The 13,395-nt window shown below is 59.1% G+C and carries 15 protein-coding genes; 6 read left to right on the top strand and 9 right to left on the bottom strand.

The window, feature by feature from the left end:
• Positions 1-29: 29 nt before the first annotated feature.
• The 3 genes from ACSQ3J_RS13280 to ACSQ3J_RS13290 form a co-directional block, all read right to left on the bottom strand.
• Entirely contained in the window at positions 30-983 is a 954-nt protein-coding gene (locus ACSQ3J_RS13280; protein ID WP_060502664.1) for an ABC transporter substrate-binding protein, read from the bottom strand.
• Between the two features lie 93 nt (positions 984-1,076).
• Positions 1,077-2,309, bottom strand: coding sequence for a 23S rRNA (adenine(2503)-C(2))-methyltransferase RlmN (gene rlmN, locus ACSQ3J_RS13285; protein WP_060502665.1), 1,233 nt, complete (start codon positions 2,307-2,309; stop codon positions 1,077-1,079).
• A gap of 263 nt (positions 2,310-2,572) precedes the next feature.
• A complete protein-coding gene (locus tag ACSQ3J_RS13290) occupies positions 2,573-3,076 on the bottom strand; it encodes an invasion associated locus B family protein (RefSeq protein ID WP_060502856.1) in 504 nt (167 codons plus the stop codon).
• A gap of 439 nt (positions 3,077-3,515) precedes the next feature.
• On the opposite strand from ACSQ3J_RS13290, the gene ACSQ3J_RS13295 reads away from it, so the two are divergent.
• The gene (locus tag ACSQ3J_RS13295; RefSeq protein ID WP_060502666.1) at positions 3,516-4,088 is read left to right on the top strand and encodes a sigma-70 family RNA polymerase sigma factor; all 573 of its coding nucleotides are present in this window, start codon (positions 3,516-3,518) and stop codon (positions 4,086-4,088) included.
• 6 nt (positions 4,089-4,094) lie between these two features.
• On the opposite strand, the gene ACSQ3J_RS13300 is transcribed toward ACSQ3J_RS13295, so the two are convergent.
• Positions 4,095-4,472 carry a YkvA family protein gene (locus ACSQ3J_RS13300; RefSeq protein WP_060502667.1) on the bottom strand — a complete coding sequence of 126 codons (378 nt, stop codon included), beginning with the start codon at positions 4,470-4,472 and terminating at the stop codon, positions 4,095-4,097.
• A 76-nt stretch (positions 4,473-4,548) separates the two neighbouring features.
• The gene (locus ACSQ3J_RS13305; RefSeq protein WP_060502668.1) at positions 4,549-4,866 is read right to left on the bottom strand and encodes a 4a-hydroxytetrahydrobiopterin dehydratase; all 318 of its coding nucleotides are present in this window, start codon (positions 4,864-4,866) and stop codon (positions 4,549-4,551) included.
• Positions 4,867-4,970: 104 nt separating this feature from the next.
• Here ACSQ3J_RS13305 and ACSQ3J_RS13310 point away from each other — a divergent pair, with 104 nt between their 5' ends.
• Positions 4,971-5,432 carry a low molecular weight protein-tyrosine-phosphatase gene (locus ACSQ3J_RS13310; protein WP_060512051.1) on the top strand — a complete coding sequence of 154 codons (462 nt, stop codon included), beginning with the start codon at positions 4,971-4,973 and terminating at the stop codon, positions 5,430-5,432.
• Here the strand turns inward: ACSQ3J_RS13310 and thpR are convergent.
• Together thpR and ACSQ3J_RS13320 are read right to left on the bottom strand one after the other, a co-directional pair.
• Positions 5,372-5,959: an RNA 2',3'-cyclic phosphodiesterase gene (gene thpR / locus ACSQ3J_RS13315; RefSeq protein ID WP_060502857.1), complete on the bottom strand. Its 588-nt coding sequence runs from the start codon at positions 5,957-5,959 to the stop codon at positions 5,372-5,374. The genes ACSQ3J_RS13310 and thpR overlap by 61 nt on opposite strands.
• Positions 5,960-6,099: 140 nt before the next feature.
• Positions 6,100-6,741: an arylesterase gene (locus ACSQ3J_RS13320; RefSeq protein ID WP_060502858.1), complete on the bottom strand. Its 642-nt coding sequence runs from the start codon at positions 6,739-6,741 to the stop codon at positions 6,100-6,102.
• A gap of 73 nt (positions 6,742-6,814) precedes the next feature.
• Here ACSQ3J_RS13320 and ACSQ3J_RS13325 point away from each other — a divergent pair, with 73 nt between their 5' ends.
• The 4 genes from ACSQ3J_RS13325 to ACSQ3J_RS13340 all read left to right on the top strand — a co-directional run bounded on the left by ACSQ3J_RS13325 (position 6,815) and on the right by ACSQ3J_RS13340 (position 11,750).
• Positions 6,815-7,540, top strand: coding sequence for an ABC transporter ATP-binding protein (locus ACSQ3J_RS13325; protein WP_060502669.1), 726 nt, complete (start codon positions 6,815-6,817; stop codon positions 7,538-7,540).
• Positions 7,537-10,089 carry an ABC transporter permease gene (locus ACSQ3J_RS13330; protein WP_436039294.1) on the top strand — a complete coding sequence of 851 codons (2,553 nt, stop codon included), beginning with the start codon at positions 7,537-7,539 and terminating at the stop codon, positions 10,087-10,089. The genes ACSQ3J_RS13325 and ACSQ3J_RS13330 overlap by 4 nt, the downstream gene beginning before the upstream one ends.
• 224 nt (positions 10,090-10,313) lie before the next feature.
• Complete coding sequence (locus ACSQ3J_RS13335; protein WP_060502671.1) at positions 10,314-11,057, top strand: Bax inhibitor-1/YccA family protein; 744 nt, start codon at positions 10,314-10,316, stop codon at positions 11,055-11,057.
• A gap of 135 nt (positions 11,058-11,192) precedes the next feature.
• Positions 11,193-11,750, top strand: a complete 558-nt coding sequence (locus ACSQ3J_RS13340; RefSeq protein WP_060502672.1) for a GNAT family N-acetyltransferase — start codon at positions 11,193-11,195, stop codon at positions 11,748-11,750.
• A 1-nt stretch (position 11,751) separates the two neighbouring features.
• On the opposite strand, the gene ACSQ3J_RS13345 is transcribed toward ACSQ3J_RS13340, so the two are convergent.
• Entirely contained in the window at positions 11,752-12,159 is a 408-nt protein-coding gene (locus ACSQ3J_RS13345) for a DUF2794 domain-containing protein (protein WP_060502673.1), read from the bottom strand.
• Between the two features lie 391 nt (positions 12,160-12,550).
• Positions 12,551-13,309, bottom strand: coding sequence for a DUF1223 domain-containing protein (locus ACSQ3J_RS13350; RefSeq protein ID WP_060502674.1), 759 nt, complete (start codon positions 13,307-13,309; stop codon positions 12,551-12,553).
• Between the last annotated feature and the right edge of the window lie 86 nt (positions 13,310-13,395).

The following is a 13,395-nucleotide window of genomic DNA, read 5'->3' on the forward strand; positions in this document are numbered from 1 at the left end:
AGATTGTGCAAATATAAGGCGGTATGGCCTTATTCGATGACGCGGGTGGCGCGGGCGAGAACGCTTTCCGGGAAGGTGACGCCCATCTTGGCGGCAGAACCCTTGTTGATGACCAGATCGGTACCCGCAGCAACCTTGACGGCGATATTGCCCGGATTTTCACCCTTCAGGATGCGAACGACGATGTCGCCGGTCTGCTTGCCGACATCCTTGTAGTTGAAGCCGAGAGCGGCAACGGCGCCACGCGAGACGGAATCCGTATCGGCGGTGAACAGCGGCAGCTTGGCTTCGACGGCGACGGCAACAGCGCCTTCGAGCGCCGAAATGATCGTGTTGTCCGTGGGTACGTAGATGACGTCGGCGCGGCCGACCAATGCGCGGGCTGCACCCTGGACTTCGGCGGACTTGGTGGCGGCGGATTCAACTACTGTCAGGCCAGCCTTTTCAGCTTCCGTCTTCAGGACGGCGAGCAGCGATACGGAGTTTGCCTCACCCGAATTGTAGAGATAGCCGATGGACTTCACGTTCGGCAGGATTTCCTTGATCAGTGCCACATGTTCGGCAACCGGCGACAGATCGGAAAGACCGGTGACGTTGCCGCCCGGCTTGTCCATGTCCTTGATCAGCTGCGCGCCGAGCGGATCGGAAACGGCGGTGAAGACAACCGGGATGTCGCGGGTCGAGGACACGACGGCCTGGGCCGACGGTGTCGAGATCGGCACGATGACGTTTGGCGCTTCGCCGGCGAACTGGCGAGCGATCTGCGCTGCCGTTGCCGGGTTGCCCTGTGCGGATTCGTAAATGAACTTGAGGTTCTCGCCTTCCTTGTAGCCGGCGGCAGCCAGGGTTTCCTTGACGCCATCACGCACGGCATCGAGTGCCGGATGTTCGACGATGGCGGTAACCGCAACCGTGACATCTTCCGCCCGGGCGGGCAGGGTGAGGGCGACAGTTGCCGCCAAGGCAATGAGAAGTGAGCGCATAGGTGTCCTCCAAGACTGATTTTCAGGCAGTCTTAGGAAGGCTGGACACTTAAATCAATCCAAATGCGGACCAGCATCCATCAAATTTGCTGATCAATCCTCGCCATGGTTGGCAATCATCATTGCCTCAAATGCCATGCGATCGACCTTGCGCATACGCTCGGAGTCCGATTTCAGCTGGCCGCAAGCGGCGAGAATGTCGCGGCCACGCGGCGTGCGGATCGGCGAGGCATAGCCGGCCGCATTGATGAAGTCGGCAAACTTCTCGATCTGCTCCCATTTCGAACACTGGTAGTTCGTGCCCGGCCATGGGTTGAACGGGATGAGGTTGATCTTGGCCGGAATGCCTTTCAGGAGGCGCACCAGTTCCTTGGCGTCTTCCAGCGTGTCGTTGACGCCTTCGAGCATGACATATTCGAAGGTGATGCGGCGGGCATTCGACAGGCCGGGATATTTCCGGCAGGCGTCGAGCAGTTCCTTCAGCGGATACTTCTTGTTGATCGGCACCAGCATGTCGCGCAAGTCGTCCTTCACCGCATGCAGCGAGATCGCCAGCATGACGCCGATTTCCTCGCCGGTGCGGAAGATTTCCGGAACGATGCCGGAAGTCGACAGCGTGACGCGGCGCTTCGACAGCGATAGCCCGTCGCCGTCGGTGGCGATCAAGAGCGCTGTCTTGACGTTCTCGAAATTATAGAGTGGCTCGCCCATGCCCATCATTACCATGTTCGAGACCTTCCGGCCTTCGCTCGGCATGACGGTGCCCACAGGCGTGTCCCGGTCCGGGAAGTCGCCCAGGCGGTCGCGGGCAAGCAGCAGCTGCGAGAGAATTTCTTCGGCCGTCAGGTTGCGCACCAGCTTCTGGGTGCCGGTATGACAGAACGAACAGGTGAGCGTGCAGCCGACCTGGCTGGAAACGCAGAGCGTGCCGCGGCCTTCTTCGGGAATATAGACTGTCTCGATTTCGACGGGACGACCAGCACCCCGCGGCGGGAAGCGCAGCAGCCATTTGCGGGTACCATCGGTGGAGATCTGTTCTTCGACGATTTCCGGGCGGGCGATGGTGAAATGCTTCTTCAGCAGCTCACGCATGTCCTTCGACACATTGGTCATGTGGTCGAAATCGGAAACGCCGCGCACGTAGAGCCAATTCCAGAGCTGGCTCGACCGCATCTTCACCTGTTTTGCCGGGACGCCGATTTCGGCCAGCGCCTTGCCCATGTCTTCGCGCGAAAGGCCGATCAGCGTCGGCTTTTCGGCGGCCATGGCCGGACGGACCGGTGCCTTGACGGGGCGGTCCAGATCGAGTGCTTCAGTCGCGGCCATTCTCGCCATTTCCCATGTTTGCGATACGCAAGGCCCGTTCAAGCGCTTTTGCCTGCAACCGGTTGCGTCAATGCTGAGATCAGAGTTCGTTTGCCGCGCATCGGGAACGTCAACGATCCACGCAGCTATCGTTGACCGGGCCTTTAGCACGGTTTTCGCCCCGCGTCACCCTCCGGCGCTTCAGGGCAGATCTGCAAAAAGGCTTTAACGCCAAAAGGCCGGATGAACCGGCCTTTCAAACGATCGGAGGCGACGTTGCCTGATTACTTGCAGTTTTCGATCTGCTTCAGCGCAGCCGAAATGCCCGAGAGCGAATAGGAATAGGCCGTCGGCGTACCCTTGCGCGACTTGGCGGCAACGGACATCGCCTTGCCGGTCTTCATCGCAGCCACGAGCGCCGGCTCTTCAGCGGCATTTTCCACCCAAGCGGAGTTCCCCTTGGTGAACATCGTGAAATTCTTGTTGTCGATGGTGACGGTGACCTTGGAGCTGTCCTGGAGCGGGTAACCCATCATCGCCTGCGGTTCGTAGGAGATGTTCTGGCCGGGGCGCTGGGACACGAGGAAAAAGACATCGCCGTGATCGACATTGGCCGGGCTCTTTTCCTTCGGGACCGAAAGCACATAGCAGACCTTGCCAGCGCCGGCCTGATAGGAATAGGCGCCCCAGGCATTGAACTGCTGAATGCGGGTCGGCGACTGAGCCGAAGCAACGCCGGCAGTTGCCAGCACGAGTGCGATTGCGAGGTTAAGCTTTCTTACAAACATCTTGTCCTGCCGGTTTCTTGCTGCCAAAGCCCGATCAGCATCAGCCGGGCCACGCATGGTCATGATTTAATTGATTTTGACTTAATTCAGGTTACCAAACCGTCAACATTCCCCGAATTCGCTGCCTTTCCGCTTTAATACGGAACAGAGTACGCCGCAAACCCGGCTCGAGTTTCAGGCTAACGTTGAAGCGCCCGAACGATCCAAGCTTGCCTCGATCCATTGTGTGCGAAAACCCAGAGAGCGGCCGCGGCGGGAAAATGCCGAATTCCGTCTGCCATGCACGTTTCGCTTGCCGGGCAATTGCCCGATCAGCCGACGCGTGCCCGGCGCTGGTTTTATTTCACAAAGAATCAGGCAAGAGTTTGACCTTTGGCAAAAGCGCTGTACCTCTGGTTAAATACTGCGGAAATCAGGGCGGGAGGCCATCAAAAGCGGAATGAATGTTGAAGTCAGACAGCATTTCACCGCCCTTGCCGTGGCCGTCGCACGCAATCGTGATCAGACCGCCTTTTCGGAACTCTTCGACTTTTTTGCTCCACGACTGAAATCCTTCCTGATGCGGCAGAATGCCGGTGTCGCGGAGGCGGAGGAGGTCGTGCAGGAGGTGATGGTTATTCTCTGGCAGAAGGCGCACCTCTACGATCCGGAGAAGTCATCGCTTTCCACGTGGCTTTTCCGGATCGCCCGCAACCGGCGCATCGATGTGGCGCGACGGCAGCGCAATGGGACGCTTGACGCGCATGAGCCGCTTCTCCTGCCTGCGGCGCCGCCCGCGCCGGATGACCTGATTGAAAGCGAAGATCGCGAGCAGATCGTCCGGATTGCGCTGGCGAAGCTGCCCGTAGAGCAAGTTGCGCTGATTCAGATGGCATTTTTCTTCGGCCAGTCCCATTCGGAGATTTCCCAAGCCACGGGCCTGCCGCTTGGAACCGTCAAATCACGCATCCGCCTCGCCTTCGGCAAATTACGGGCGCTGCTTGAAGAAGGCGGCGTTGATAGCGCCTACTGACGTGGATCAGTCGGGCAGTTTATCCTGCAGGGCCTCGTCGGCCTTGATGTAGTGCTTCTCCTTGATCTGGCCGCTGATCGCGGCAAAGGCGGCGGTCAGCACGGCAATGTCGTCGGAAAAGCCGACCATGGCCAAGACGTCGGGAATGAAATCCAACGGCATGACGAAATAGGCGAGCGCTCCGAGCAGGATGCCGCGTGTGCGCAGGGGTGTCGCCGGGTCCATGGCACAGTAATAGGCGGCAACGACGTCACGGCTGAACGGGATCTGCCGCATCGCCCTTTTCAGGGTCGGCCAGAACCGGCGCTCAACCTTACGGGCCTTTGCTTCCTGTTCGCTTTCCTCGCCAGGCAGCAAAATCTCGCCGATCTTGATGTCATCCATCCTGTGTGTCCCATTCGTCATGGAAAATCATATGGTGAGCAGGGCGAAGATTTCAAATGGCGCTCTTTCAAATGCCCTATTTAAGGTGGTCAGGCATCCGGCCTGCCGCCGCGCGGTCCATCCTGGCGGCAAGCTTGAAGTCCAGCTCGGTCAGTCCTTGCGAATCATGGGTGGTCAGCGTCACGTCCACCTTGTTGTAGACATTGAACCATTCGGGGTGGTGGTTGAGCTTCTCGGCCGAAATCGCGCTTTCGGTCATGAAGCCGAAGGCTTCGACGAAGCTCTTGAAGCGGAAGGCTTTCCAGATCGAGAGCCCGTCTTCGGCAAGAACCCAGCCCTCCATCTTCGAAAGGTTTTCGGCAACGGCTTCCTTGCCGAGCTTTTCCTGTTTCATGGCGCAATCCCCTCCAGTTTTATTCGCAGCGGCAAGTGATATTCCGGTTCCACAACGCGGCAGCTGCGGATAGGTTCAACCTTTTCCTCAAGCCGTTGAATAGCATGAAACCTGTCAGAATTCTTTTCGTCTGTCTCGGCAATATCTGCCGCTCACCCCTGGCCGAGGGTATTTTGCGGCATGTCGCAGGGGATGGGTTGGTGGATGTCGATTCAGCGGGAACTGGCGGCTGGCATATTGGTGATCCGCCGGATCGCCGCTCGATCGCGGTTGCGCGGAAACATGGTATCGACATTGCGCGTCAGCGCTGCCGGAAGGTTCATGCAGGTGATTTCGAGGCGATTGATCTGATTTTTGCGATGGACGCCAGCAATCTCGCCACTCTGCGGGCGATGGCGCCGCTGGATGCGCAGCACAAGCTGCACCTGTTTCTGGAATATACCCAGGGCATCATCATCAATGTTCCCGACCCCTACTATGAGGGGCCGGAAGGCTTTGAGACTGTCTACAACATGCTCTTCGAGGGATGTATGTTGCTGATCGGCAGGCTCGAAGAGCGCTCATAGAGCGGGAAGACTTCTTCGGTCACGTAAGGACCGCCACCGACGGAATCGCGCGACGACAGAAGCACGAAGCGTGAGACGGTGAACGGGTTGGTGTAGAAGCCGCCGCGGCCCGAGAGATAGCTGACCACATCCTCAACCCGCGAGGCCCGCAACCGGCCGAGCGTCACATGGGGGGTGAATTTTCGCGGGTCGGCGGGCAGGCCAAGCCGTTGGCAGATCCGCTCGATTTCGGCCTGAAGTGCGTAGAGTTCCGGCGGGTTGCTGACGCCCGCCCAGACAGAATGCGGTTTTTTCGATCCGAAAGCGCCGGTGCCGGTCAGCTGTAGCTGGAATTCCGGGCGTTCGATCCGGTCCAGCTTGTCGACGATCTCGTCGGCAGTGCGGTTTTCGACGTCACCGATGAAGCGAAGAGTGATGTGGTAGTTCTCCACATCGATCCAACGGGCACCGGGAAGACCACCACGCAACAATGAAAGGCTCATTGCGGCATTACGCGGTATCTCGAGGGCGGTGAAAAGTCTCGGCATAACGAGCTCCCCGAATCTCTTGAAGATAACCCAGCGAATCATGCTTGCCTGTTAGAAGCAAATATAATTTCGCACCTGCAATATTTATCCAACGGGATTAACAGGCGCTGAACAAGCAAAGAGTTGTTGTTTGGTTAGCGTCAGCCCCCCGTTGAGAGTGATTGCAGGAAACGTTCGGCAGATGGCAGGATTCGCTCGACCATGACGCCGATGCCATCACCATTGGGATGCATGCCATCCTCGATCTTCAGCTTGGCATCTTCGACCACACCGTCGAGGAAGAATGGATAGAGTTCAAGGCCGTAGGTCTTGGCAAGTTCGGAATAGATCGGATTGAACCGTGCGGCATAATCCGCTCCCATGTTTGGTGGCGCTATCATTCCGGCAAGCAACACCTTGATCCCGCGCGACTGCAGCTTTTCGATCATCGCAACAAGGTTCTTGCGGCTTTCCTCGGGCGCAATACCACGCAGGGCGTCGTTGGCGCCGAGTTCGAGAATCACGCCCTTGGTGCCATCCGGAACCGACCAATCGATCCGCGCCAGGCCGCCAGACGTTGTGTCGCCGGAGACGCCGGCATTGCTGATCGTCACATCGTGGCCTTTCGCACGCAGAGCTTTTTCCAGCCGGGCGGGGAAGGCGTCTTCCGCCGGCAACTGATAGCCAGCCATCAGACTATCGCCGAACCCGACGAGGCTTACCGGTTCGGCGCGGCTGATGGCGGGCATGATCACAATTGCCGTGATCGCCAACAAAAATGTACAGAAACCTTTTATTCGCATCATTGCGCCCTTAAATCGGTAAAACTCAGCCGCTCCGGCAACCTTCATATTTTTACATATAGGACAGTTTCCCTTGGCAAAAACCATGATCGAACTGAAAAATGCGGATCTGACCCTCGGCCAGGCCGCTGCGTCCGTTCATGTGCTCAAGGGTATGGATCTGACCATTGAGGCGGGAGAGTCCGTTGGGATCGTCGGTCCGTCCGGGTCCGGCAAGTCCACGCTTTTGATGGTTCTGGCGGGTCTCGAACGTCTCGACAGCGGCGAGATCGTTATCGACGGCACGCCACTGCATGGTTTGAGCGAAGACCGGGTAGCGGAGTTCCGTGGCCGCAACATTGGCATCGTCTTCCAGTCGTTCCATCTGATTCCCAACATGACGGCGCTGGAAAATGTCGCCGTGCCGCTCGAGCTTGCCAATGTGCGCGACGCTTTCGAGATCGCCCGCCGGGAACTGATCTCGGTTGGCCTCGGTGAACGGCTGTCGCATTATCCCGGGCAATTGTCCGGCGGCGAGCAGCAGCGCGTTGCCATTGCCCGGGCGCTCGCGCCCTCGCCAAAGCTGCTGATTGCTGATGAGCCGACCGGCAATCTCGATGGCGAAACTGGAAAACAGGTCGCTGACCTGATCTTCTCCAAGCAGGCCGAGCGTGACATGACGCTGGTTCTGGTCACCCATGACACGGCACTGGCCGCCCGCTGCTCGCGCCAGGTGCGTGTCCGCTCCGGCGAGATCGTGTCCGGCTCCGGTCACGAACCATCCGTTTCCGCTTCGCTGTCCAAGGTCGCGTCCGCATGAGGGCCGCGACTTTCGGCGGCTTCCGTCTTGGGCTGGCCTTGCGCCTTGCGCTGCGCGAAATGCGCGGCGGATTGAAGGGCTTTTATATTTTCCTCGCCTGCGTAGCACTTGGAACGGCGGCTATAGCCGGGGTCAATTCCCTGTCGCAGTCGATCACCGGCTCGATTGCCAGCCAGGGCCGCGAATTGCTCGCCGGCGATATCCGCTTCGAACTCAATAACCGCGTCGCCACGGACGAAGAAAAGGCCTTTGTCGATAGTCTCGGCCCTGTCGCCGTCTCGTCCGGACTGCGTTCGATGGCGCGGTTGCAGGATGGCTCCAATCAGGCTTTGGTCGAGCTGAAAGCCGTCGATGGCGCCTATCCGCTTTACGGTACGTTGGAAAGCGAACCGGCGGCACCGCTTGGCGATGCGCTTTCTGAAAACAATGGGATTTACAACGCGCTTGCCGCGCCATTGCTGCTGGAGCGCCTTAGCATCCAGACGGGCGATGAAATCCTGCTTGGGACAGCGCGTATTCGTGTCGCTGGCACCATCGTGCGCGAACCGGATGCCCTGTCTGACGGTTTCGGTTTTGCACCGCGCCTACTGATCTCGAAAGCGGCGCTTGATGCTTCCGGTCTCGTGCAGACGGGCAGTCTGGTCGAGCATACCTACAAGGTGAAGGTTGCCGATAGCACCAGCGTGCCAGCCCTGCGCAGGCAGGCTGAGGAAAAGTTTCCGCAGGCCGGATGGTCGGTTCGCACCAGCCAGAATGCGGCCCCGGCACTGACGGCCAATATCACCCGCTTCTCTCAGTTCCTCACCCTCGTCGGGCTGACAGCACTGATCGTCGGTGGTGTCGGTGTCGCCAATGCGGTGCGCGCATATCTCGATTCCAAACGCGGCGTCATCGCCACGTTCAAATGCGTCGGTGCACCCGCCTCGATGGTCACAACCATCTATCTCATCCAGATCCTTCTGATTGCCTTTATCGGCATCGGTATCGGGCTCGTCCTTGGCGCGCTCATTCCGTTTGTCGCGGCGCAGTTCCTTGCCGGTGTCCTGCCGGTATCGACGGCGTTCCAGATCTATCCGGGTGCCCTTGGTCTTGCCGCCGTGTTCGGCCTTTTGACCTCGCTTGCTTTCGCCATCCTGCCGCTCGGTCATGCCCGCGAAGTTCCGGCAACCGCGCTGTTCCGCGAGCAAGGCTTCGAGCGCGCTCGTTTGCCGTCCTGGCCCTATCTGGTGGCCGCCGCCCTCTGCCTTGGCGCTCTTGCAGGCCTTGCCATCTTCACCGCCTATGACCGGAAGATTTCGCTGACCTTCCTCGGCGCCATCGCCTTTTCGTTTGTGGTGCTGCGCGGCGTCGCCATTTTGGTCGCCATGCTTGCCCGCCGGGCGCCGCGGGTCAGTTCGCCGGCTCTGAGGCTGGCCATCGGCAACATTCATCGTCCCGGCGCGCTGACGCCTTCGGTCGTCTTGTCGCTCGGCCTTGGTCTGGCACTTCTCGTGACGCTGGCGCTGATCGACGGTAACCTTCGCCGCGAGTTGACCGGCAACCTGCCGGAACGGGCACCGAACTTCTTCTTTGTCGATATCCAGAGCGCCGAGGTTGAGGGTTTTCGCTCGCTGCTGCAGACAAGCTTGCCGGAGGGCAAGGTCATCGAGGTGCCGATGCTGCGTGGCCGCATCCTCGCTTTCAACGGCCAAGATGTGACGAAGATGAATGTACCGCCCGCCGGCCAGTGGGTGCTGCGCGGTGACCGGGGCATTACCTATGCCAAGAACAAGCCGGAAAATTCGACGTTGACGGAAGGGGACTGGTGGACACCGGATTATACCGGCGAACCGCTGGTGTCGTTTTCGTCCGAAGAGGCCGGTGAACTGGGCCTGAAGATCGGCGACACCGTCACCGTCAACGTGCTCGGCCGTAACCTGACCGCTCGGATTGCCAATTTCCGCAAGGTCGAGTGGGAATCCCTGTCGATCAATTTCGTCATGGTGTTTTCGCCCAACACCTTTGCCGGGGCGCCCCACGCCTGGCTGGCCACCGTGATCGATCCCGGTGCGACGGCGCAGGAGGAGGCGGCCACCCTCAAAGCCATTACCAATGCCTATCCGACGATCACCAGCGTGCGGGTCAAGGACGCGCTCGACATCATCAACGTGCTGGTCGGCCAGTTGGCAACCGCTATTCGCGCCGCTGCTGCGGTCGCGCTCGTGGCGTCCATTCTGGTGCTTGCCGGTGCACTTGCGGCCGGCAACCGGGCGCGCACCCATGATGCTGTGGTGCTGAAGACGCTGGGCGCGACGCGCTCGACGCTGATCCGCGCCTTCTGCTACGAATACGCCATGCTGGGTCTATCGACGGCGATCTTCGCGCTGTTCGCCGGTGGCGTCGCGGCATGGTTCGTGGTGAGCAAAATCATGAGTTTGCCGTCCTCTTTCCTGCCGGATGTGGCGCTGATCACCATGGCTGTCGCCCTGATCGTCACGGTCGGTTTCGGTCTGGCGGGCACCTGGCGGGTGCTCGGTCAGAAGGCCGCACCCGTCCTACGCGAGCTCTAAGCGCCCAGTTAACCGTTAACGTTAGCCCCTGAAAGCCCTGAGAATCCGCTTTTCGGCTGATTCCAGGGGCTGCCGGTCTTGTGCAAGTCGTATTTCGACATCATATTCACCCTAGGCATGCTGGAGCCCCGCAGCGGCGCCTGGGTCAAGTGGCTTGCACCGTCATGGATGCGCCCTTACCGCCCGACACCGTAAACTTAACCGGGGCTTTTAAAGAGGAAACAATGGCTGATCTTAGAAACTACCAAACCCGAATGTCGCCTGCCGGCGCACAGGCGGGGGCCGTAATCGACGAAGGTCTGCGCACCTATATGCTCAAGGTGTACAACCTGATGGCCCTCGGTCTGGCGATCACCGGTATCGCCGCCTATGCTGCATTTCAGTTCGCTTTCGCGGACGGACAGCTGACGGCCTTCGGTCAGGCGATCTATGTGAGCCCGCTGAAGTGGGTCATCATGCTCGCACCGCTGGCTCTGGTGTTCTACATGAGCTTCCGCATCAACTCGATGAGCGTATCCGCTGCGCAGACGACCTTCTGGGTCTATGCCGGTCTGATGGGTCTCTCGCTGTCGTCGATCTTCATGATCTATACCGGCCAGAGCATCACCCAGACGTTCTTCGTCACGGCTGCTTCGTTCGGTGCCCTGTCGCTCTACGGCTACACCACCAAGCGTAGCCTGTCCGGCATGGGTTCGTTCCTGATGATGGGCCTTTTCGGCCTGATCATCGCTTCGATCGTCAATATCTTCCTCGCCTCGTCGGCGCTTGATTTTGCGATCTCGGCTATCGGTGTTCTGATCTTCGCAGGCCTTACGGCTTACGATACCCAGAAGATCAAGGAAATGTACTTCGAAGAAGAAGGTGCCGAAGCCACCGGTCGCAAGGCCATCATGGGCGCGCTGACGCTGTATCTCGACTTCATCAACCTGTTCCTGTTCATGCTGCGTTTCCTCGGAAACAAGGAATAACTTGGAACTGGAATACATCTGAAAAGGCGGCTTCGGCCGCCTTTTTTGTTGTCCGGAAAACGATGGCGGGCACTCGCTTGAACGCACGAATACGATATGGCAGAGGAGAATGCCCTTTCTCAGTCAGGTCCGCCCATGCCCTTCACGCTTCGTGACGCCACCCTTTCAGACATCGCCGCGATTACCGCGATCTATCAGGACTCGGTTCTGAACGGCGTGGCCTCTTATGAGATGACGCCACCGGGCGAGCCGGAAATGGCGTCGCGGTTTTCTGCGATTACCGGCAACGGCTATCCTTATATCGCCGCTGTCGATGCGCAGGGCGTGCTCCTCGGCTATGCTTATGCGTCAGCGTTCCGCACGCGCACCGCCTATCGGTTCATGGTCGAGGATTCGATCTATCTGGCGCCCGAGGCCCGCGGCCAGGGTGTCGGCAAGGCGCTGCTGGCTGAATTGATCCGGCGCTGTACGCAACTCGGATTCCGCCAGATGGTCGCCGTCATCGGCGGTGCCCATCCAGCTTCCGTCGCGGTCCATCGCGCCGCTGGTTTCGAGCATGGCGGATTGATGAAGGGCACGGGTTTCAAGCATGGCCGCTGGCTCGATACCATCATCATGCAATTGCCACTCGGCGAAGGGCTGACGACCGATCCGGAGCCGGGCATCTACCCCGACACGCTCTACCAAGCCTAACTCAGGTCTTGATGAGCTTCAGCATCTTGTCGAAGACTTTGAGGACCTGCTGCAGGTCGTGACCGCGCTTGAGGATCATGCCATGCGTATTGACGACGCTGAAGGCGCCTTGCTTGGATGACAATTTCGGATTCTTTTCGATCCGGAACAGCGGCATTTCACCAGACCGCTTGAAAACCGAGAAGACCGCCTTGTCGCGCAAGTGGTCCATGGCATAGTCGCGCCACTCTCCGTCCCCGACCATGCGGCCATAGACCCTGAGGATCATATCAAGCTCGCGGCGGTGGAAGGTGATGGGAAGCTGGTCCTGATTGCTGCTGCGGTATTCGTGCAGATTAACAACCACATCGGACGATTTCTGCCTTTCGGAACGGGTCTCGCCTTGCGGCAAATCCGGCTGATCAGTCATCGGTACTCCGGCCTTTTATTGTGACAGGACGATAACAGTTTGCCTGACCGGGGCTGAAATGCAAGCCGCAAAGCCGGAAGCGGTCGGCCAAGACTTTTTTTCGCCTGCCGCATTTCAAACAAACCGGCGCCCCAATTGGCAAGGACACTCGCGCTCGCTGGCACAAGGGAGTCCTTCCGAGTGACCGGCCTGCATGTCTGTTTGTGGTTTTTCTGCCGCAAACGGGTGCAGCAATGGAGTGGCTAGCCAAAGCGTCCATCGGGCGCGGTTGCTCCTGATGCCATGTCGATCGGGTGCTGCTTGCACCTGCGAAACGTGGCCGGTTCGGTCCGGCATCTTCGAACCCTCAGCCCCAGCCCCTCGATGCTGCCGGGCCGAACCAGACTATGTGTCAATTGGCGGCTTTATCCGCCATGACAGTCACAGCGCCGACGATGGCGCCAGGTGTCTCACTGTCTTTCATCTTTTGCAGAAGCACGGCACAGCCGCCGTTTTCACCCTCGTTGAGGATGGAAGCCGGCAGAACGAAATTGGCAGGCTTGCCATCCCACATGCCGATCGTCTGGACATCGCGGACGGAGTGCCAGTAGGAAATCTTTTTGCCGCTGTTTTCGCCCTTCTTCACATCGACAAGTTGCTGCCGGTTGAAATAAACGACGACGACATTGGCCTTGCCGGTGCCTGCCCCGATCTTGATATCGATCTCATCCTTGCTGACATTGGCGGCGACCGGTACGGCGAGGCCCTGTCCCGCCGAATTCATCGCGGAGAGGCGGCTGTTGATCCCGTCGATATCGGCGCCGTTGATATGGTCGCGGCCGTTGAGCACTGCTTGAGGCGTGTAGACACCGCTGCGGCCGAACATCTTCGCATAGGCATATTGCCGGGCAGTGTTGTCCTTCGAGGCCAAAGTGTCGGCCCAGCCGAGATAGTTCCAGTAGTCGACGTGATAGGAGAGCGCAACGACCTTGCCGTCGTCGATCAGCGTCTTCAACGCTGCATCCGCTGGCGGGCACGAGGAGCAGCCCTGGCTGGTGAACAGTTCTACCACGCCTGCCGGTTTCACTGCATCTTCAGCCACAGCCGGCATCGCCATTAGGCCAAGGCCAAGGGCGAGCGTGATGTGGCGAACGGTGCTTGATCCAGACATTCAGACTTCCATTTCAGGATGTTGGGCATTTCAAGGATGTTGGCATTTCAGGCAGCAGAATTTCAGTGGTGTTGTACAGGCGTACA

It is taken from the genome of Rhizobium sp. LjRoot98 (assembly GCF_964252935.1).
Taxonomy (GTDB): domain Bacteria; phylum Pseudomonadota; class Alphaproteobacteria; order Rhizobiales; family Rhizobiaceae; genus Pararhizobium.